At 66.6% G+C, this 19,295-nt stretch carries 21 protein-coding genes; 7 read left to right on the top strand and 14 right to left on the bottom strand.

Going from position 1 to position 19,295, the window contains the following annotated elements; translation table 11 throughout:
* Positions 1–66: 66 nt before the first annotated feature.
* Positions 67–1,536 carry a phosphoglucomutase/phosphomannomutase family protein gene (locus KBY71_RS01755; protein WP_254927279.1) on the top strand — a complete coding sequence of 490 codons (1,470 nt, stop codon included), beginning with the start codon at positions 67–69 and terminating at the stop codon, positions 1,534–1,536.
* A 19-nt stretch (positions 1,537–1,555) separates the two neighbouring features.
* The gene (gene rdgB, locus KBY71_RS01750) at positions 1,556–2,167 is read left to right on the top strand and encodes an RdgB/HAM1 family non-canonical purine NTP pyrophosphatase (RefSeq protein ID WP_254927320.1); all 612 of its coding nucleotides are present in this window, start codon (positions 1,556–1,558) and stop codon (positions 2,165–2,167) included.
* A gap of 33 nt (positions 2,168–2,200) precedes the next feature.
* On the opposite strand, the gene KBY71_RS01745 is transcribed toward rdgB, so the two are convergent.
* From KBY71_RS01745 to KBY71_RS01690, 12 genes are all read right to left on the bottom strand, one after another.
* A complete protein-coding gene (locus tag KBY71_RS01745) occupies positions 2,201–3,703 on the bottom strand; it encodes a carotenoid oxygenase family protein (protein ID WP_254927278.1) in 1,503 nt (500 codons plus the stop codon).
* Positions 3,700–5,448 (bottom strand): ABC transporter ATP-binding protein, encoded by a 1,749-nt coding sequence (locus KBY71_RS01740; RefSeq protein WP_254927277.1) that lies wholly within the window; start codon positions 5,446–5,448, stop codon positions 3,700–3,702. The genes KBY71_RS01745 and KBY71_RS01740 overlap by 4 nt, the downstream gene beginning before the upstream one ends.
* Positions 5,445–6,578, bottom strand: coding sequence for a lipid-A-disaccharide synthase (lpxB, locus tag KBY71_RS01735; protein WP_254927276.1), 1,134 nt, complete (start codon positions 6,576–6,578; stop codon positions 5,445–5,447). Before lpxB ends, KBY71_RS01740 begins: the two co-directional genes overlap by 4 nt.
* Entirely contained in the window at positions 6,571–7,623 is a 1,053-nt protein-coding gene (gene lpxK, locus KBY71_RS01730; RefSeq protein ID WP_254927275.1) for a tetraacyldisaccharide 4'-kinase, read from the bottom strand. The genes lpxB and lpxK overlap by 8 nt, the downstream gene beginning before the upstream one ends.
* 18 nt (positions 7,624–7,641) lie before the next feature.
* Complete coding sequence (locus KBY71_RS01725) at positions 7,642–8,940, bottom strand: glycosyltransferase N-terminal domain-containing protein (RefSeq protein ID WP_254927274.1); 1,299 nt, start codon at positions 8,938–8,940, stop codon at positions 7,642–7,644.
* Entirely contained in the window at positions 8,937–9,599 is a 663-nt protein-coding gene (locus KBY71_RS01720; protein WP_254927273.1) for a lysophospholipid acyltransferase family protein, read from the bottom strand. The genes KBY71_RS01725 and KBY71_RS01720 overlap by 4 nt, the downstream gene beginning before the upstream one ends.
* 151 nt (positions 9,600–9,750) lie before the next feature.
* Complete coding sequence (locus tag KBY71_RS01715) at positions 9,751–9,951, bottom strand: photosystem II reaction center protein J (protein ID WP_094559112.1); 201 nt, start codon at positions 9,949–9,951, stop codon at positions 9,751–9,753.
* Positions 9,952–9,982: 31 nt separating this feature from the next.
* The gene (locus KBY71_RS01710; RefSeq protein WP_094559111.1) at positions 9,983–10,102 is read right to left on the bottom strand and encodes a photosystem II reaction center protein L; all 120 of its coding nucleotides are present in this window, start codon (positions 10,100–10,102) and stop codon (positions 9,983–9,985) included.
* A gap of 21 nt (positions 10,103–10,123) precedes the next feature.
* The gene (gene psbF, locus KBY71_RS01705) at positions 10,124–10,261 is read right to left on the bottom strand and encodes a cytochrome b559 subunit beta (RefSeq protein WP_190388660.1); all 138 of its coding nucleotides are present in this window, start codon (positions 10,259–10,261) and stop codon (positions 10,124–10,126) included.
* A 3-nt stretch (positions 10,262–10,264) separates the two neighbouring features.
* On the bottom strand, positions 10,265–10,513 hold the full coding sequence (gene psbE / locus KBY71_RS01700; protein ID WP_254927272.1) for a cytochrome b559 subunit alpha: 249 nt from the start codon (positions 10,511–10,513) through the stop codon (positions 10,265–10,267).
* Positions 10,514–10,638: 125 nt separating this feature from the next.
* Positions 10,639–11,661, bottom strand: coding sequence for a photosynthesis system II assembly factor Ycf48 (locus tag KBY71_RS01695; protein WP_254927271.1), 1,023 nt, complete (start codon positions 11,659–11,661; stop codon positions 10,639–10,641).
* Complete coding sequence (locus tag KBY71_RS01690) at positions 11,661–12,077, bottom strand: rubredoxin (RefSeq protein WP_254927270.1); 417 nt, start codon at positions 12,075–12,077, stop codon at positions 11,661–11,663. Before KBY71_RS01690 ends, KBY71_RS01695 begins: the two co-directional genes overlap by 1 nt.
* A gap of 91 nt (positions 12,078–12,168) precedes the next feature.
* Between KBY71_RS01690 and ndhC the strand changes: the two genes are divergently transcribed.
* From ndhC to KBY71_RS01675, 3 genes are read left to right on the top strand one after another with little or no spacing between them, the layout of a single operon-like run.
* The gene (ndhC, locus tag KBY71_RS01685) at positions 12,169–12,531 is read left to right on the top strand and encodes a photosynthetic/respiratory NAD(P)H-quinone oxidoreductase subunit C (RefSeq protein ID WP_190388657.1); all 363 of its coding nucleotides are present in this window, start codon (positions 12,169–12,171) and stop codon (positions 12,529–12,531) included.
* Between the two features lie 3 nt (positions 12,532–12,534).
* Positions 12,535–13,272 (top strand): NADH dehydrogenase subunit K, encoded by a 738-nt coding sequence (locus tag KBY71_RS01680; RefSeq protein WP_254927269.1) that lies wholly within the window; start codon positions 12,535–12,537, stop codon positions 13,270–13,272.
* An 11-nt stretch (positions 13,273–13,283) separates the two neighbouring features.
* Complete coding sequence (locus tag KBY71_RS01675; protein ID WP_396095052.1) at positions 13,284–13,895, top strand: NAD(P)H-quinone oxidoreductase subunit J; 612 nt, start codon at positions 13,284–13,286, stop codon at positions 13,893–13,895.
* On the opposite strand, the gene yvcK is transcribed toward KBY71_RS01675, so the two are convergent.
* Positions 13,892–15,211: a gluconeogenesis factor YvcK family protein gene (gene yvcK, locus KBY71_RS01670; RefSeq protein WP_254927268.1), complete on the bottom strand. Its 1,320-nt coding sequence runs from the start codon at positions 15,209–15,211 to the stop codon at positions 13,892–13,894. The genes KBY71_RS01675 and yvcK overlap by 4 nt on opposite strands.
* 237 nt (positions 15,212–15,448) lie before the next feature.
* On the opposite strand from yvcK, the gene KBY71_RS01665 reads away from it, so the two are divergent.
* Both KBY71_RS01665 and KBY71_RS01660 read left to right on the top strand, forming a co-directional pair.
* On the top strand, positions 15,449–16,207 hold the full coding sequence (locus KBY71_RS01665) for an ABC transporter ATP-binding protein (RefSeq protein ID WP_254927267.1): 759 nt from the start codon (positions 15,449–15,451) through the stop codon (positions 16,205–16,207).
* A 4-nt stretch (positions 16,208–16,211) separates the two neighbouring features.
* Positions 16,212–17,138: an MlaD family protein gene (locus KBY71_RS01660; RefSeq protein ID WP_254927266.1), complete on the top strand. Its 927-nt coding sequence runs from the start codon at positions 16,212–16,214 to the stop codon at positions 17,136–17,138.
* Here the strand turns inward: KBY71_RS01660 and bchD are convergent.
* Positions 17,125–19,278 carry a magnesium chelatase ATPase subunit D gene (bchD, locus tag KBY71_RS01655; protein WP_254927265.1) on the bottom strand — a complete coding sequence of 718 codons (2,154 nt, stop codon included), beginning with the start codon at positions 19,276–19,278 and terminating at the stop codon, positions 17,125–17,127. The genes KBY71_RS01660 and bchD overlap by 14 nt on opposite strands.
* Positions 19,279–19,295 lie beyond the last annotated feature (17 nt).

The following is a 19,295-nucleotide window of genomic DNA, read 5'->3' as shown; positions in this document are numbered from 1 at the left end:
TGCAAACGCTAGGGCTGGAGCGCCAGCGGCACAGCAGAATCAACCCAGCTCGGCGTTCCCGCCCCCATGGCCTCAGCCCCCCTGCCCCTGGAGGCCAGTCCGATCGCCTTTGGCACCGATGGCTGGCGCGGCATCCTCGGCGTCGACATCACCATGGAACGCCTGTTGCCGGTGGCAGCCGCCGCCGCCCAGGAACTGGCCCACTCCGCCCCCGAGGGCCTGGCCAGCAAGGAGGTGGTGATCGGCTACGACCGCCGCTTCCTGGCCCCCGAACTGGCTGAAGCGATCTGCAGCGCCGTGCGGGGCTGTGGCCTCGAACCCCTGCTCAGCGACACCCCCACCCCCACCCCTGCCTCCAGCTGGGCGGTGGTGCAACGCCAAGCCCTCGGCGCCCTGGTGATCACCGCCAGCCACAACCCGCCCGAATGGCTGGGTCTAAAAATCAAGGGCCCCTTCGGCGGCTCGGTGGAAGGGGACTTCACCCGCCGCGTTGAAACCCGGCTGGCCGCCGGCGGCATCAGCGTGCCCATTGGAGGGCAACCGCCCCGCCTGGCGGCCCTGGACGCGTACGTGAGCGGGCTCCAGGCCAAGGTGAACACCGCCGCCCTGGCGGAGGGACTCGAGCGCCTGGGGCTCACCGTGATCGTCGACCCGATGCATGGCTCGGCGGCTGGGGTGCTGCCGGCCCTGCTGGGCGAACGGGCCACCGCCAGCGGCGCCATCCGCGAAATCCGGGCGAACCGCGATCCCTTGTTTGGGGGCAATCCACCCGAACCCCTCGCCCCCTACCTGGTCGACCTGATCACCGCGGTACGGGCCAGCACGGCCGCTGGCCGACCAGCGGTGGGGATCGTGTTCGACGGCGACGGGGACCGCATCGCCGCGGTGGATGAACGCGGCCGCTTCTGCAGCACCCAGCTGCTGATGCCCCTGTTCATCGACCACCTGGCCCGGGCCCGCCAGCTCCCGGGCTGCGTGATCAAAACCGTCAGCGGCTCCGACCTGATGCAGTTGGTGGCCGAGGGACTGGGTCGCACGGTGGTGGAAAAGCCCGTGGGGTTCAAATACATCGCCGCCGAAATGCTGCAGGGTGAGGTGCTGGTGGGCGGTGAGGAGTCGGGCGGGGTGGGATTCGGCATGCACCTGCCCGAGCGCGATGCGCCCTTCGCGGCCCTGCTGCTGATCGAGGCGCTGGTGGAGGGAGGCGTGCCCCTGGGCGAGCGGATCGATGCCCTGCAGCAGCGCTGCGGGGGCGCCGCCGCCTACGACCGGCTCGACCTGCGTCTGCCCGACATGGAGTCCCGCCGGCGGCTGGAGGCAACGTTGGCCGCCACCCCACCGCGCGAGGTGGCCGGCAGCCCCGTGCTGGACGTGATCACCACCGACGGGGTGAAGCTGCGTCTTGGCCCGAGCCACTGGTTGATGCTGCGCTTTTCCGGCACCGAACCGCTGCTGCGGCTCTACTGCGAAGCCCCCAGTGAGGCCCGGGTGCAAGAGGTGCTGGGCTGGGCGCGCGCCCTGGCGGAGGGGAGCTGACGCCGTGCCTGCCGATGCCATGGCCCCCTCACCCCTCACCAAACTGGTGATCGCCAGTGGTAACGCCGGCAAGGTGCGCGAATTCAGCGCCCTGCTGGCCAACCTGGGCCTGGCGATCCAGCCCCAGCCCGAAGGGCTGGAGGTGGAGGAAACCGGAACCACCTTTGCCAAAAATGCCCGCCTCAAGGCCATCGCCGTTGCCCAAGCCACCGGCGAATGGGCCCTCGCCGACGATTCGGGCCTGAGCGTGGATGCCCTGGGGGGTGCACCCGGCGTGCATTCAGCGCGCTACGCCGACAGCGACAGCTCCAGGATCACCCGGCTGCTGCAGGAGCTGGGGCAAGCCCAAGCCACCGCGGGCACCCCCAACCGCCAGGCCCATTTCGCCGCCGCCCTGGCCCTGGCCGACCCCAGCGGCCACATCCAGCTCGAGGTGGAGGGGCGCTGCTCAGGCCTGATCCTGGAGACGCCACGGGGCACGGGAGGATTCGGCTACGACCCGGTGTTCCTGGTGCCGGAGGTCGGCCTCACCTTTGCGGAAATGGACGGAGCGCTGAAGGCCCAGATCGGCCACCGGGGCAGGGCTTTCGCCCTGCTCGCGCCGGCCCTGCTCCAGCTGTTGGAGCGCTGATCGGCATGGCCACGCTGGCGGATGGGCCGGCCTTCAGGCCTGGGCCCAGCTGCCATGCAAGCCGTAGGGAATCGCCAAGGGGAGCTCCAGCACCGCCTGCTCGCTCAGATCCCCCGCCTGCAGGATCACCAAATCGGTGGCGCCGCGGGCTCCATTCCAGACCAACACCAGCACCCAGCCGTCGTCTTCCGCTTGGGACCCAGGCCGTGGCACCATCACTGGCTCACTGACAAAGCCCCGCGGTGCAGCGCTCCAGACGCGCCGTTCACCACTCTGGAGGTCGAGCTTCTTGATCGCCTGTAGGGGATCGTTACCGGTTTCGCGCTCGGCCACCGCCATCCAGGCATAGCGGGAAGGCAGCCCTTCCCGTTCGGGGTTCACCATGGCGAATTCGCAACAGCGCTCGCTCAGCCGCGTGGTGCTGACCGTGCCGGCACCCAGATCAATGCGGCACTGCTCGAGCAACCCCTCGGGCAGCAGCTCGAAGTCGATGGCACGAAAATCCTGATCAGGCCCGATCGAGGGGAAATCGCTGTAGTAGATGCTCTCCACCACCACAGCTCCCTCGTCTTCCCAGGCGTTGAGGTGGTGGAACACAAAGCCGTCGGGTGCATCGAGGATGCGCGGCGGCTGGCCGGCAAAGGCCCCGCTCTCGCGGGGGATCAACCAGAACTTGGCCTGACCGCCGGGCTTGGACTGCAGGCACTGGGCAGCGCCCTTCTGACCGGTGACGTAGGGCAGCGGATTGAACGCGATCGCGTTCTGCAGAAACAGCGCCCAGTTGGGGGTGATGGCGAAGTCGTGCAGGAAGGCAAAGCCGTTGAAGCTGTCGCGGCGGTCACTGAGCAACTGGCCCGCTTTGACACCAGCGGCCGGGTCGTCCTCCACGGCAAACTCCATCAACCGCACCGTGCTGCGCGGACCGGCCTTGACGCCAAAGGTGACCATCCGCGGCGCACCGTGGTGACCTGGGTCAAAGCGGGGATGGGCACTGAACGCGTCACCCTTGCGCAGGACCCCATCCAACAGGGTGATGCCCCTGGTCTCCAGGGTTTCGGGGTCGAGCGCATGGGGCTCAGCCGCTTCCCACAGGGCCAGCAGCTGATCGCCCAGCCGCACCACATGGGTGTTGGCAATGTTCTTGAGCCGCAGATCCAAGGCATTGGACAAGGGGCCGCCGGGCTTCTGGGTCCCAAAAACACCGCGATACAGGATCTGGCCCGCCTGCTCCTCAGCCAACCAGCCCTCGGTGCGCACGAAACGGTTGCGAAGGGTGGCCTTGCCGCCTTCAAAGCGCAGGGCCGCGATCATGCCGTCGCCATCGAACGGGTGATGCACCCATTGGCCGCCGCGCTCCAGCCGACCAGGGCCGTTGCGGTACAGGGTGCCCTTGAGCTCCTCGGGGATGGTGCCACGCACCACGCTCAGCGGGGCGCCATCGAGCTCTACCTCCACATTGCAAAAGGCACTGGACCAGTCGTGGCGGTCGTAGGTGGGATCGAGGCCCGATTGCTCAGCGGCGGCGGTGATGGTCATCCAGGAGATCCCGCGTCAGCGCTGGCGAATTGAGTCGAAAATAGGTGGGCATAACGGCCACCGCGAGCGAGCAGCTCGGCGTGGGTTCCCGACTCGACCAGTCGTCCGGCGTCGATGACGCAGATCCGATCGGCGTTCACCACGGTGGAGAGTCGGTGGGCCACCACCAAGGTGGTGCGGTTCGCCATCAGCCGATCCAGCGCCTCCTGCACCACCTGTTCGGACGCCGAATCCAGCGCCGAGGTGGCCTCATCGAGGAAGAGCAGCGGGGCGTTCTTGATCAGGGCCCGGGCAATGGCAATTCTCTGGCGCTGCCCGCCGGACAGCATGGTGCCGTTTTCGCCAATCACCGTGGCGTAACCATCGGGCAACTGGCTGATGAAGTCATGGGCATTGGCGGCCCGGGCCGCCTGCTCAATCTGCTCCGCGCTCGCGGTGGCCAGCCCATAGGCAATGTTTCCAGACACGGTGTCGTTGAACAGAAACGTGTTCTGGTCAACCACCGAGATCAGGGCACGCAACGACCCCAGGGACACGTCCCGGAGATCGACCCCGTCGATGGTGATGACCCCTGAGGTGGGGTCATAAAAACGGCAGAACAGATCAATGATTGTGCTCTTGCCCCCACCGCTAGCCCCCACCAGGGCAATGGTGCAGCCCATGGGCAAGTCCAAATCCAGGTTGTCGATGACCCGCTCTTCCTCATAGGCGAAACAAACCTGACTGGCCTTGATGCCGCGGGAGATGGAGGTGAGTTCGCGGGGCGAGGCGGGCTCAGGAGGATCGGCCTGGGTATCAAGAATGCCAAACAAATCTTGAGCAGCCGACACCCCCTGCTGCAGGGTTGAATTAGAGCGAGCAATCCCTTTGAATGGGGCGTAACAAAGGTAGAGGGATGTCAAGAAGGCAAAAAAGTTACCCGTTGTTCTGGTACCAGCAATGACATTTTCACCGCCATACACCAACACCGCACTAAAACCAATCGCCCCCAGAACTTCAATCAACGGCTGATTGGCCAGCTTGGCCCTGGTGGTCTTCAGCGCCGCCCGCAGCACTGACTGGTTTTCCTCCTCAAAACGGGCCAACTCATAGGACTGCATCCCAAAGATTTTCACCACCCGCAAACCGACGACCGACTCCTGCAAAAAGGAAGCCAACCGAGCCAAGCTCAGCTGCCCCTTACTGGAGTGGCGGCGTACCTTCTTGGAGGAATTCAGTACGGGATAAATCGCCAGAGGAAACAGGATGAAGGCAATGATGGAGAGCAACCAATCCTGGTAAAAGGCCACGCCAACCAACACCACCAAGGTGAGGCTGTCTTTAAAAAGCGAGGAAAATCCATCCACGATCCCAGTTTTGACCAGGTTGACATCCGTGAGCACCCGTGAGACCAAGACAGTAGAAGGATTGCGATCCACGTAGGCCTGGGGCAGATCCAGAATCCGCTCAGCAAGATCGTGACGAAGATCAGCGGTGATGGACTGACCAACAGACTCGGTGAGAAAAGCTCCCAGGTATTGAGAAACAGCCCGCAAAAGAATAACCGACAAAATAACAATTGGGGCCAGATAAAGCCTGCTGCGATCACTCGAAGGCAAAATATCGTCGAACAAATAGCGGATCACCAGGGGAACAAATCCCGTGGAGGCGCCATACAGGAAATTGAAGAAGAGGGCGAAAGAAAATGCTGGCCAAAGGTGACGCCGGCCATAACGAGCCAATCGACGGTAAATCGTGGATTTCATTGCATCAGCCCCACCAATTCCTGCGCGGCCCTCCGGGAGGCCCCAGGGGGGCCCATGGTGGCCTGCAATTCGGCCACGGCCTGGTCGAAGGCTCCTCGATCAGCAACAATCCGCCGCACCGACCTCACAATGTTGGCAGCGGTGACATCTCTCTGAATCAACTCAGGAAACAATGGCCTACCAAGGATCACATTGGGCAGCCCAATGATGCGCCGACCGATCACCAACTTGGCGATCAGATACGTGAGCCTGGAGAAGCGATAGAGAATCACATGGGGACAACCCAGCAGGGCCGCCTCCAGGGTCGCCGTGCCAGAGGCGATGACGCCGGCATCGGCGGCATGCAACAGGTTGTAGGCATCCCCATCGATCAGGGCAACCGGCAGGGGCCGCCCCCCTATGACCTCTTCGAGATAGGAGCGATCAATCGTGGGAGCCTTGAGCAACACCACCTGCCAGCCGTCACTCTTGAGCTGCTCGGCTGCCTGCAGCATCGAGGGCAACAGCAGCCGCACCTCGGAGCGGCGACTGCCGGGCATCAACACCAGCAGAGGCTGGTTGAGCGAGAGGCCATGGCGCTCCCGAATCTGCTCCCGGGTGCCGCTGACGTGCAGCTCATCGACCAGGGGGTGGCCCACGTAACGGGCAAAGTTTCGGCCATGGGCGTTGAAGATCGCCTCTTCAAAGGGAAAAATCACAGCCAGCCTTTCGATCAGCCGCTCCATCTTTTTGGCGCGGCCCTTGCCCCAGGCCCAGACCTGGGGGGCAATGTAGAAAAAGACCGGAATCCCCCGCTTCTTGGCTTCCTTGGCCACAAACATGTTGAAGCCCGGGTAGTCGACCAACACCACCACGTCGGGACGCTGCTGGTCCATCTGCTGTTTGAGCAGCTCCATCACCCGGTGGTGGCGGCGCAGGCTGCTGACGATCTCGACCAACCCCGCCGCCGAGAGCAGGCGCACATCAGCCAGGATGTCGATGCCACAGGCCCGCAGGTGGTCGCCGCCCACAGCGGCAACGTCAACCCCAGGCAGCTGACGCTGGAGCTCCTGCACGAGGAAGCCGCCGTGGAGGTCACCGGAGGCCTCACCGGCCACGACCAAGACCCGACGGCGACCCAGCTCAACCATGGCGATGGGGGCCGGCAAGGGCAGACAAGCGACGATCCAGGAGCTCCAGCACCGGCTCCAGGCTGGTGGGCTCGACCCGCAGGGGCACCAGCGTCACGGCCTCACGAAAACCAGGGGGCAGGCGCTGCCCATCCTTGACCGTGGTGACCAGATGGGCGCCGTTGGCGTGGGCCAAATCCAACAGGCGATTCAGGTCGGCGTCAGCATAGACGTGGTGATCCGGGAAGGATTCCGTCGCCATCAGCTGGAGGCCGCAGGCCCGCAGCGCCGCAAAGAATTTCTGGGGCAGGCCGATGCCACAGAACGCCAACAAGGGCTGGCCGACCAGCTCCGGCGGCGGCTCCAGTCGAAAACGCACCGCAAACCAGGGCTGGCCGAGGGGCCACTCCGCCGGACACGCCAAGCCGGTCGCGGCCGGAGCCCGGGCCGCCGGTCCGGAGCCAGTGAGCACGAGCACGTCGGCTCGGGCCAGCTGCTCGATCGGCTCCCGCAGGGGCCCCGCCGGAAACACCTGCCGGTTGCCGAGGCCATGGCGGCCATCCAGCACCGACACGTCCAGGTCGCGGGCGAGGGGCCAGTGCTGCAGGCCATCGTCCAGCACGATCAGATCCGCGCCAGCGGCGATCGCCCGCTGGGCGCTGTGGCAGCGGTGGGACCCCACCCACACCGCCACGGGCCAGGGGCCTGGACCAGCTCCCAGACCGAGGCCGTATTCCAGGGCCTCATCGCCCACATCCTCGAAGCGACTGCCCGGGGTGAGCAAACGCGACTCCCGCCGCCGGGCCCCATAGCCCCGCAGCAACACGGCCACCCGCCACCCCCGCTGGGCCAACCCCTGGGAGAGGGCAATGCCCAAGGGGGTCTTGCCCGTTCCCCCGAGCGTGAGGTTGCCAATCGAGAGCACGGGCACACCGCAACGCCAGGGGCGCGTGCGGCGGCGATGCAGGCCCACGGCCTTGCCATAGAGCCAGCCGAAGGGCCCGAGCAGCCAGGCCTGCCAGCTGCGATGGCTTGCGTACCAGAAGCGCGGCGTGGTTAGGGGCATGGCGTCACAGACGTGGCATCACAGGCAGCGGGCCAACACCAGATCGGCCACCAGCGCCGAGGGGCCCTGCCACCGCAGCCGGGCGGGCGGCGCCTGGACGGCCTGGGCCGTGGATGGGGGCGCCGCGGCCTGTTCCAGCAGTGGCAGGGCTGCGGCCAGGGAGCCTTCCACATCACCCTGTTGCTGCAGGCAGCCTGCCGCCACCAAGGGATCGATCAAGTCAGAAAAGTTGGCCATGTCGGGGCCGCAGAGCACCGGACGCCCCAAGGCGGCGGGCTCCAGGGGATTCTGGCCTCCATGGGGCTGGCCCAAGGGATAGAAACTGCCGCCCATCACCACCACCGTCGCCGCGGCGATCCAGGTCCCCATCTCGCCGATCACATCCGCCACCAGCACATCGGCCGGCGACCCCGAGGACACCGAGGCCCCAGAGGCCCATTCACTCCAGAGGGTGGCCGACAGCCCACAGGAGCGCACCAGGGCGCGCACCTCCACAGCCCGTTGGGGATGGCGGGGAACCAGCAGCAGTCCGAAACCGCGGGCCGCCAAGTTTCGGCCGCACCAGGCCCGCAGCCATTGCTCCTCCTCACCGGGATGGCTGCTGGCCAGCACCAGGACCGGCCGGCCGGCGAACAGCTGCTGCAGCCGTTGCAGGTGCCCTGGATCAACCGGCGGCGGCGCCGCATCGAGCTTGGTCGACCCGGCAGCACGTACGTCGCGGGCGCCCAGCCTGCGGAAGCGCTCGGCATCGGCCTGGGACTGGGCCAGGCAAACCTCCACCCTGGAGAGCAACCAGCCCGCATACCAGGGAAGACGTCGATGGCTCCGAAAGGAGCGCTCGCTCATTCGGGCGTTGATGAGCTGGAGATGGGGCATCGCCTGCATGAGCTCTGGCCAGAGCTCGGCCTCAGCCAACAGACCCAGCCGGGGCCGCCAGTGGCAGCGAAAGGGAAGGAACGCCAGCCAATGGTCGATCGGCACATATTGATGGATCACGCCAGGTGGCAGGACGCGCGCCGCCAGAGCAGCGGACGTGCGCGTCACCGTGGTGATCAGCACCACAGGAGCACCATCGCGACTCTGCAGCGCAGCCAACACCGGCAGCAGGCTGTTGAGTTCCCCGACGCTGGCGGCGTGAAACCACACCAACGGGCCCGGGGGCCGGCGGCAGGTGGGCCAGCCCAGCCGCTCCCTGACGCGCCGTGGGTCTTCCTTGCCCTGGGCCAGCCGAAGCAACAACACCCCCAACCACAGGGGCGTCAGCGCCAGGGCGAGCAGCCGATACAGGCTCAGCAGAAACAGGGGGGGCAGGGTCACGGCGACGACTCACCGGCCCAAGCGGCCGCCTGACGAAGACCCGCAGCCAGGTGGTCCTGCCCCTTTTCGAGGGGGCCCTCCGAACGCAACGGCTCACCGAGGGCGATCACCACACGCGAGAAGGGCAAGGGCAATACCGATCGATCCCAGGAGCGCAGACGGTGGACACGGGAACAGGCAACCGCCACCGGAACGATCGCGCAACCGGAGAGCTGGGCCAGGTGGATCACCCCAGCCTTGACCTGCTCGGCCGGCCCCTTCGGACCATCGGGCGTGATGCACACCGACTGGCGCTGGTCCAGAACCCTGCGGAGCTGCAAATAGGCCTTCAGCCCACCGCGGGTTGAGGAGCCAGCCACGACCTTCAGACCCCGAAGCCGCACCGCCACCGCCACGATCTGGGCATCCCGATGGGCGCTGAGCAGCACGGTGATGGGCTGGCGCTGGAAGCCCCGCAACAGCGGCACGAAAAAGGCATGGCGGTGCCAAAGGGCGAAGATCACGGCTGAGCCCTGCTCCTTCACCAACTGCTCCACCCCGGGGTGGGCCTGAAAGCGGATCCGGGAGGTGCGGCGAAACAGCTCGCCATAGGCGTTGAGAAGCACCCCGGCCAAGGTGGCCAGGAGGCGGTTGTTGAACAGCGTTCGTTTCTTCGCCAAACCAAGTCACCTGCTTCGGCAAGCCCCATCCCCCAGCCTGCTCGACCGTGGATCAACAAGGGGCCGATGGGTCGTGCCGATCACCAGAAAACCCCCGCAGACCGCCCGAAGGCAAGCCTGAAGGGGCTTTCAGAACGGCACCCCTGGCGCCTCAGGCGGAACCCACACCCACATAGGAGCCGTAGAAGAACAGACCCACCACAAAAATGACGGCCATGCCACCGGCGGTGGCCACGAGCCAAAGGGGAAGCACCCCTTCGGTCCAGCGGGAACGCCAGGCGACGGCCGGACGGCCATCGGGCAGACGATCGGGAATCCGGCCGTCAGGCAGGTTGGACTTCTTGCCGCTCATCGGGGGCTCTCCTGGTGACGTGAATCAGGGATCAGTTGAAGAAATAGCTCGAAAAGAGGATGCCGATCGTGAAGACGAACAGCAGCCCCAGAAAGAGGCTGGTGCGGTTGAGCTCAACCGGCAGGTTGTTGGGGTTGGGGGAGCGTTGCATGGCTGGTGGTGAGAAACCGGCTCAACGGCGAACGAATTGCATGGCGGCCAGGGCCCCCAGAAAAAACACCGTGGGGATGCCAAGGGCATGCACCGACAACCAGCGGACCGTGAAGATCGGGTAGTTGCGGGGCGTGGTCGAAACGGGAGACTGGGTCATGGCTTATTGCAGGCGCTGGTCAAGCTGGCTCTTGCCCTCGTAGCGCTGGCTCACGACAGGAGCCTTGCTTTCCTGAGCCTGGAAATAGGCGTCAGGGCGAGGCGTGCCAAAGGCGTCGTAGGCCAGGCCCGTGGACACGAACAGGAAGCCAGCCAGGAAGATGGCAGGCAGGGTCACCGCATGGATGACCCAGTAACGAATGCTCGTGATGATCTCGAAGAACGGGCGTTCTCCAGTTGAGCCGGCAGCCATAGCGACAAGCGTTCAGCTCGGAGATCCTAGGGGTGCGCCGCCGGCGCATGGGAGCGGAACGGCGGCTTGGTTACAGAAGTTGGCGGCTGCGGCCATCGTCGGGAGAGCAGCCAAGCCACACCAGCTCAACCCACCCAGCGCAGCAGCGAGCCCCGCTCCCCCAGCACAAAGCCCTTGCCATCGGGGCTGAAGCTGATGCGGGTGAAGTTGGAGGGCTGGGCAGCCCCTACCGGATCCTTCTGCCAGCTCTTGCCGCCGTCGCTGGACACCAGCAGGGTGCCGCTGCCGCCACCCGTCCAGATCGAGCCATCGGGGGCCCAGGCCATGTCGAGGTAGCCATAGCCATTGGTGATCGGCACCACGGCTTTGCCCCACTCCTCCACGTTGGCGGCATCGGGGTTGAAGCGGATCTGGGCGCCGCGGGCCAACATCCAGAGGGTTCCATCGGGCTGGAAGCCCATCGACTGCAGCCGCTGGCTGCTCATGCGCTGGTGGGGCTGCCAGGTGCCCTGACCGGGATCCCAGGTGGAAAAGAAGTTGCCCAAGCTGCTGACGCTCACATAGCGACCGTCATCGAAGCGGCGCAGCTCCCGCACCGCTCCAGCGGCGTCATCCACCTCCGCCTGCCAGTTGGTGCCCCCGTCACGGGTGTTGTAGATGGCTCCCACGTTGGTGGCCAGTTCCGCCTGGTTGGGACCCAGAGCCGTGATCAGGTAAGGCTCCCCGGGCAGCTTGGTGTCGAGAAACAGGCGGCTCCAGTTCTGGCCGGCGTCGGTCGTGTGCAGCAGCAGGCCGGGCTGGCCAGCGATCCAGCCCTCATCGCCACGGAAATCGATGCTGATCAGACGGAAGTTTTCCTCCTCCGGTAGGTCGAGGGCCCGCTCGGCCCAACTGGCCCCGCCGTCGTCGGTTTCCAGGATCAACCGGTTGCTGCCCACCAGAAAGCCATGACGGTCATTGGTGAAGGCCACATCGAGGGGATTGGCCTTGGTGGCCAGGGCTACGGGCTGCCAGGGACTGGTGGCGGCCGCCGGCAGCCCCGTGGTGACACAGCCGGAGAGCCCGAAGCCCAGTCCGATCACCAGAAGCAGGCTGATCAGGGGACGCAGCAGAGGCTGAAAGGGACGGGACAGAAACGAGCCAGTCATCAGCGCAGGGAATAAAGGGAGAGGAAGAAGGCGAAGGCCAGGGCGAAGCCCCCGAAGATCAGCACGTTCTTCTGGCCAGGCGTGAGGCGGTTGACCCCGAGGCCGAAATTGAGATTCTCCTCGAAGCCACTGGGCTTGTTGCGGGGGCCGATGTCCTTGAAGGCGCCCACCCGGCTGCGGCAGACCGGGCAACGGAAGCCGATGGGATCCAGCTCCACGAAGGGGGTGCCGGGCTCAATGGCCAGCTTGCGAACCCCCTCGGCCGGGTCGTAGACGAAGCCACAGCTGCGGCACTCAAAGCGATGGGTCGCCGGGTCCACCGCGGGCTCGGCGGCTGGGGTGGGCGCAGGAGCCGGATTGGGCTCAGGGGCCGAAGTGGCCTCAGGAAGGGGCTCGGGCGTTTCGGTGGAGCTCATCCCAGGGCCTGAGGTGGTGGACCCACTGTATCGACGGGCCCCAGGCCCCGGGCGCGGATGCCAGACTGCGGGCCAAGTTTGGCCAGCCCGAATGTTCGTGCTCTCCGGCTACGACGCCTTTCTTGGCTTCCTGCTGATCTCAGCGGCCGTACCCGTGCTGGCGTTGGTGGCCAACAAGCTGCTCTCCCCGAAGAGCCGGGTGGGTGAACGGGAACTTACCTATGAATCGGGCATGGAGCCGATTGGTGGTGCCTGGATCCAGTTCAATATTCGCTATTACATGTTTGCGCTGGTCTTTGTCATCTTTGACGTGGAGACCGTCTTCCTCTATCCCTGGGCCGTGGCCTTCCACCGTCTGGGCCTGCTGGCCTTCATCGAGGCCCTGATCTTCATCGCCATCCTCGTGGTGGCCCTGGCCTACGCCTGGCGCAAGGGCGCCCTCGAGTGGAGCTGACCCATGACCAACACGATTCCCGCTGACAGCCTCTCCATCAACGCCCTCAAGGATCTGCGGGCAGCCAGCTGCAATCCCGTGGGGGCTCCCACGGTGACCTCGGACCTGTCCGAGAACGTGATCCTGACCACCCTCGATGACATCCACAACTGGGCCCGACTCAGCAGCCTCTGGCCCCTGCTCTACGGCACCGCCTGCTGCTTCATCGAGTTTGCGGCCCTGATCGGGTCGCGCTTTGACTTCGACCGTTTCGGGCTCGTGCCCCGTTCCAGCCCCCGCCAGGCCGACCTGCTGATCGTGGCCGGCACCGTGACCATGAAGATGGCCCCGGCCCTGGTGCGCCTCTACGAGCAAATGCCGGAGCCGAAGTACGTGATCGCCATGGGGGCCTGCACGATCACCGGAGGCATGTTCTCCGCCGACTCCACCACCGCGGTGCGTGGCGTGGACAAACTGATTCCCGTGGATCTCTACCTGCCCGGCTGCCCGCCCCGGCCGGAGGCGATCTTCGATGCGGTGATCAAGCTGCGCAAGAAGGTGGGCAACGAGGCCTTGGCCGAGCGCGGCAACCTCCAGCAGACGCACCGCTACTGCACGGTGTCCCACCAGATGAAGGCGGTGGAGCCCATCGTCAACGGCCAATACCTCGCCGCCGAAACCCAGAAGCAAGCCCTGGCTGCGGCCAGCGCCCTGCCGATGCCTGCTCCGGCAGCCGCCATCCCTGCCAAAGCCAACGCCTGAGCGCCCCCGTCATGCCCGAAGAGACCCCCATCCCCTCGCCTGAGCCATCACCCCAGGCCACCCCTGCTGCGGCTCCAGAAGCGATGGCGCTGCAGAGTCCAGCGTCTCCCGCTGCGGGGGCCGTGGGCGCCTGGCTGACCAGCCAGGGATTCGACCAGGTTGCGCTGGGCACCGACCATCTCGGTGTGGAAATGATCGGCGTCGAACCGCTGTTCCTGCCCGTGATCGCCACCGCCCTGAAAACCCAGGGCTTCGACTACCTGCAATGCCAGGGCGGCTACGACGAAGGCCCCGGAGGCCGGCTGGTGAGCTTCTACCACCTGGTGAAGCTGGCCGACCTGGCTGATCGCAGCACCGCGGGAGCTCCGCCTGCTGGAGCAGCCCCGGAAGAGGTCCGCCTCAAGGTGTTCCTGGAGCGCGATGGCGACCTCACCATCCCCACCCTCTATGGCCTGTTCCGTGGCGCGGACTGGCAGGAGCGGGAAACCTTCGACATGTACGGCATCCGCTTTGAGGGCCACCCCCACCCCAAACGGCTGCTGATGCCGGAGGACTGGAAGGGCTACCCGCTGCGCAAGGACTACGTGCAGCCCGACTTCTACGAAATGCAGGACGCCTACTAGGCGCCTCGCTGGTGCTTACGGAAGAAACGCATCACGGCGAGAGCCACGCTGCGCGGATCGTGCCGGAGGGTGGCTGTAGGCCTGGCGCCCTGCAGGGGAGCCAGGGTCACGTCATAGCCCTGACGACGCAACTGGCGCACATCACAGGCCACCGGTTCAGCTCCCTGATGGCGGTAATGGTCCACCAGGAGGGAATCGCCGAAATCCTCCTGGGCCAGCACGGCGGTGAACAGACGCTCCTCCACACCGAGACTGGCCAGCTGGGCCTCAATGGCCCGCAGGTGCCCTTCCACATCCAGGCCATCGGTTTCGCCGGGCTGGGTCATCAGGTTGCAGATGTACAGCCGGGGGGCCTTGCTGCGGCGGATGGCTTCCACCAACTCGGGCACCAGCAAGTTGGGCAGCAGGGAGGTGTAAAGACTGCCCGGACCGAGCACGATGAGGTCGGCATGGGCAATGGCCTCCAGGGCCCGGGGCAAGGCGGGCGGGCGCTCCGGCGTGCAGCCCAGCCGCACGATCGGGCTGGCCGCATGGCCGATCTTGGATTCCCCCTCAATCCGATCCCCGTTCTCCAGCTCTGCCCACAGCCGCACATCCGCATTGGTGGCGGGCACCACCTGCCCCTGCACCGCCAGCACCCGGCTGCTGGCGGTGATGGCCGATTCGAGATTGCCGGTGATGGCGGTGAGGGCCGAGAGAAACAGATTGCCGAAACTGTGACCCTCCAACCCACTGCCCGCCTTGAAGCGGTACTGGAACAAGCGGGTGAGCAGGGGTTCCTCCCGGGCCAGGGCGGCCAGGCAATTGCGAATGTCCCCCGGTGGCTGCACCCCCAGTTCCCGGCGCAGCACGCCACTGCTGCCGCCGTCGTCGGCGACCGTGACAATCGCGGTGAGGTTGCTGCTGTAGCGCTTCAGCCCGCTAAGCAAGGTGGAGAGCCCGGTGCCACCGCCGATCGCCACGATGCTTGGCCCCCGGTTGAGGCGTCTCTGGGCGAGCAGGGCGTCCACCAGCAAGGTGTCCTTTTCCGGAGCCAGGGCCTGCTGGATGGAGCCAAAACTGCGGCTTTGGCCAAGCCAGATCAACACGGCGCCCACCAGCAGCACCAGGGGCCCGGTGATTTTGCGGGGCAACACCCCGGTGACCTGGGCCAGCAGCCACTGAATGCTGGAAATCATCCAGTAGATCGGCTGCAGATCGGCCCACACCGCCGCGCCGAGCAGGGCCACCAGCAAGCCCAGGCCTGAGGTGAGCACCCAGCGCTTCACCACCAGCCCGGGTTGCAGCCAGCGGGCCGCCCGGCGGGAGCGGCTCATCAGATCTTTTTGGCGCAGATCTCCGCGGCCCAGCCAGCCCGGTTTCGGCAGCGGTCGGCGGGATCGCCGCAATCGGGAAGCCGGAGCGGGGGGGCGCAAAGGGCGGGGGAGGACGCTGCCGCAAGTGGCTGAACTTTACGGAGGCCCAACCCGGGCGCAAAGGGCCAGAGTGGAGTCGGTCCGCTGCGCCCCGTTCTGGCCACCCCGACGCCACCCCAACCCAAGCCTCTGGCGGAGATGGCCAACCTCAGCGTGCGCTGGGGCAGCCGCCGGGTGCTGGACGCCGTCAACCTGCGCATTGCCCCTGGGGAGCGCTTGGTGGTGGTCGGACCGTCCGGAGCCGGCAAGTCGACCATCCTGCGGCTGCTGGCCGGGCTGCAGCTGCCCAGCTCCGGATCCCTGAGCCTCTACGGGCTCCCCCAGACCTATCTGCGGCTGGATCAACGCACCCCACCTGATGTGCGACTGGTGTTTCAGAACCCAGCGCTGCTCGGCTCGCTCACCGTGCGCGAAAACGTTGGTTTCCTTCTCTACCGCTACGGCCGCCTTAGCGAACGGGAGATTCGCGACCGGGTGGGCGCCGCCCTCAATGCCGTGGGACTGCAGGGCATCGAAGAGCAGCTGCCCGGCGAACTCAGCGGCGGCATGCAGAAGCGGGTCAGCTTTGCCCGGGCCCTGATCGACGATCCCGGCAAATCAACGGACCAGATGCCCCTGCTGCTGTTTGACGAACCCACCGCCGGACTCGACCCGGTGGCCTGCACCCGAATCGAAGACCTGATCGTGCGCACCACCGATGTCGCGGGAGCCACCTCCGTGGTGGTGAGCCACGTGCACAGCACCATCGAACGCTCAGCGCAGCGCGTGGTGCTGCTTTACGACGGCCAATTCCGCTGGAACGGCACCGTGGAGGAGTACCGCAGCTGCGACGATCCCTACGTGGTGCAGTTCAGGAGCGGTAGTCTGCGCGGACCGATGCAGCCGGCGGAGCTCTGAGTCGATGCGCCGCAGTATCCGTGAAGCGATCGTCGGCTTCTCCCTGCTGGCCGCCATCGCCAGCGCAGTGGGGCTGTCCTTCTGGCTGCGCGGCATTTCCCTAGGCCGTCAGAACTGGACGGTGAACGCCAGCTTCGAGGAAGCCGAAGGGCTGGCCGAGCGCTCTCCCGTGGTGTATCGGGGAGTGCTGGTGGGCAGCGTGCGAAAGGTGCGGGTCACCCCGGAGGCGGTGATTGCCGAGCTGGAAATCAACCATCCCGACCTCAATCTGGCCCTGCCCGCCATGGCTGAGATCGGCGAAGCCTCCCTCTTGGGCGGGGAAGCGGAAGTCGCCCTGATCAGCGCGGGCAAAGCCCTACCGGCGGGATCGCCGAATCCCCGCTCCAAGGCCTGCAACCCCTCCCTGGCCCTCTGCAATGGGGCCACCATCGCCGGCGTTCAGGGGCCGAGCCTCAGCAGCGTGACGACGCTGATGCACAAGATGCTGGTGGAAACGGACCAGATGAAACTGCTGAGCAAGGTGTCTACGGCCGCGAGCAGCTTTGATCGCACGGCCAAGGACACCTCCGCCTTCATGAAGGATGGCCAAGCGCTGGCCAAAGAGCTGGAATCCACGGTGAAGTCGGCCCAGCCCACGATCACCAACCTCAACAGCAGCAGCGCCCACCTGAAGCAGCTGCTGGCCGCCCTGGACAATCCCAAAACGCTGCAGGAGCTGCAGACCACCGTGAGCAACGCGGAACAGCTCACCGCCAAATGGAATGCGGTGGGGGGTGATGTGACCAAACTCACCGACGATCCCCGCTTCATGGACGGCATCCGCAGCGTGGCCGTGGGCCTGGGCAAATTCTTCGACGAGCTGTACCCCGCCCAGACCGGAGTGGAACGGGACAAGGCGGCCCGCGCAGCAGGCGCCGCTAAACCCCGCTGATCGCCTCCATGGCAATGGCGGCGATGGCCTGATCGCTGGCCTTGGGCAGCTGCACGTATTTGCCGCCAGCGGCCTCGGCGAGATCCTTGCCCATGCCACTGCCGATGAACTTGCGCTCGGTGTCGATCACCAGGAGCTTCAGGCCCAGGGCCCGGTATTTGCTGGCCACCTGCTTCACCTCCTCCTTGAGGTCCACCGGCTCCTCGCCCTCCAGCTGGGGCTGGCCGAGGGAGCGGCTGAGGGGCACGTTGCCGCGGCCATCGGTGATGGCCACCACCACCACCTGGCCCAGGTCGCCGGTGGCCAGAGCATTGGCCCCCACCCGGGCGGCCTGGGAGAGGCCGTGGGCCAGCGGTGAGCCGCCGCCGCAGGGCATCGATTCCAGGCGACGGCGCGCGGCGGTGATCGAGCGGGTGGGGGGGAGCAGCACCTCAGCCTGTTCGCCGCGGAAGGGGATCAGGGCCACTTCATCGCGGTTTTCGTAGGCCTCGGTGAGCAGCCGGATCACGGCGCCCTTGGCACTCTGCATGCGATTGAGGGCCATCGAGCCACTGGCATCCACCAAAAAGATCACCAGGGCCCCGGCCTTGCGCTGCAGTTGCTTCGCCCGCAGATCGCCGTCTTCGACGATCACGGTGCGATGGGGTTCGCGCTCGCGGCGGGATTTCTGATAGGGCGCCGCCGCCCGCAGGGTGGCATCCACGGCGATGCGCTTCACGGGGCCACGGGGCAGCATCGGCTTGACGTAGCGGCCGCGGGAATCGCTGTACACCACGGCCCGGCTACCGCTGCCGCCACTCTTGGCCTTGCCGGCATTGAACAGCAGCAGGTCGGGGTCGATGGCGAGGGCCTCCGGATCCAGCAGGAACTCCTCAGGCACCTGGGGGGGTGCCTGATCCTCGGGGGTGTCCTCCTCCTGGTCGTTGTCGTCTTCGTTGTCGTCCTCGGGCTCGTCGGGCTCCTGCTCGTTGTCGGGGGGCTCGGGCTGCTCGGGCTCCTGCTCGCCTTGGGGCGGGGGCGGGGGTGGCGGTGGCGGTTCCAGCGGCTGGTCGGGATCGGGGGGCGGCAGCTGCAGCGCCCGCGGCGCGATCACCAACCGCACGGCCACCTGCAGGTCGTCGGCTTCCACCCGGTCGCGGCCACTGAGGGCGGCATGGGCGCGGGCGACCCGCACGGCATAGAGCTCGCTGCGGTGGCCCTCCACGCCGCCGCGCAGGGCCTCGGCCACCAGATAGGTGATCTGTTCGCGGGAGATCTGGACATCCGGCAGCCACTGGCGCGCCAGGAGCAGCTGGGTGGCGAGGGCGTCGGTCTCCTCCTGCCAGGTCTGGCGGAACTGCTCGCTCGATTCGGCGTGGCCGATGGCGCTGCGGGTGATCGCCACCCGCTGCTCGAGCTCCAACGCCTGGTTGGCACTCAGGCAGATGGCGAAGCGATCCAGCAGGTGATCGCGCACCACCCCCTCCTCGGGGTTGTAGGTGGCGATCAGCAGGCAGCGGCAAGGATGGCTGAGGCTGAGGCCCTCGCGCTCGATGCGGTTCTCGCCGGAGCCCACCGCCGCCAGCAGCAGGTTGGTGATGTTGTCGTCGAGCAGGTTGAGCTCATCGACGTAGAGCACGCCCCGGTGGGCTTCCGCCAGCAGGCCGGGTTGGAACACCGCCTGGCCGCTGGCCAGAGAGGCCGTGACATCCACGGAGCCCACCAGCCGGTCTTCGGTGATGCCGAGGGGCACCTGCACGAAGGGAGCCGGAATCACCCGCGTGGGCAGCAGGGCCTGGGCGTCGGCACCCGTGGGATCGGCACCGAGCTCGGTGAGCCGGGCGCAGGTGACGGCGTCCCAGTCGTCGGGGCGCTGGGGATCGATGTTGAGCGCGGCGGGGGCGGGCTGGCCGGGAGCGGAGGCACCCAGATCGAGCACATCGATCGGGGGCAGCAGGGCATGGAGACCTCGCGCCAGCACGGACTTGCCGGTGCCGCGGCCGCCCGCGATCACCACCCCCCCCAGGCCCGGATCCACGGCCGCCAGCAGCAGGGCCAGCTTGAGGGTGCCGTGGCCGGTGATGGCAGCCAGGGGGAAGGCCCTCGATGCGATATCGCTGCTGGTGGCGGTGGCGCCGGGCGTCGATCCGCTTGCAACCATGGGGAGGCCCGGGTCCG

The sequence above is a fragment of the Cyanobium sp. T1B-Tous genome (assembly GCF_024345475.1).
GTDB lineage: Bacteria > Cyanobacteriota > Cyanobacteriia > PCC-6307 > Cyanobiaceae > Cyanobium_A.
Note: the sequence above shows the minus strand (reverse complement) of the source record. Positions and strands in the feature narration are given on the sequence as shown.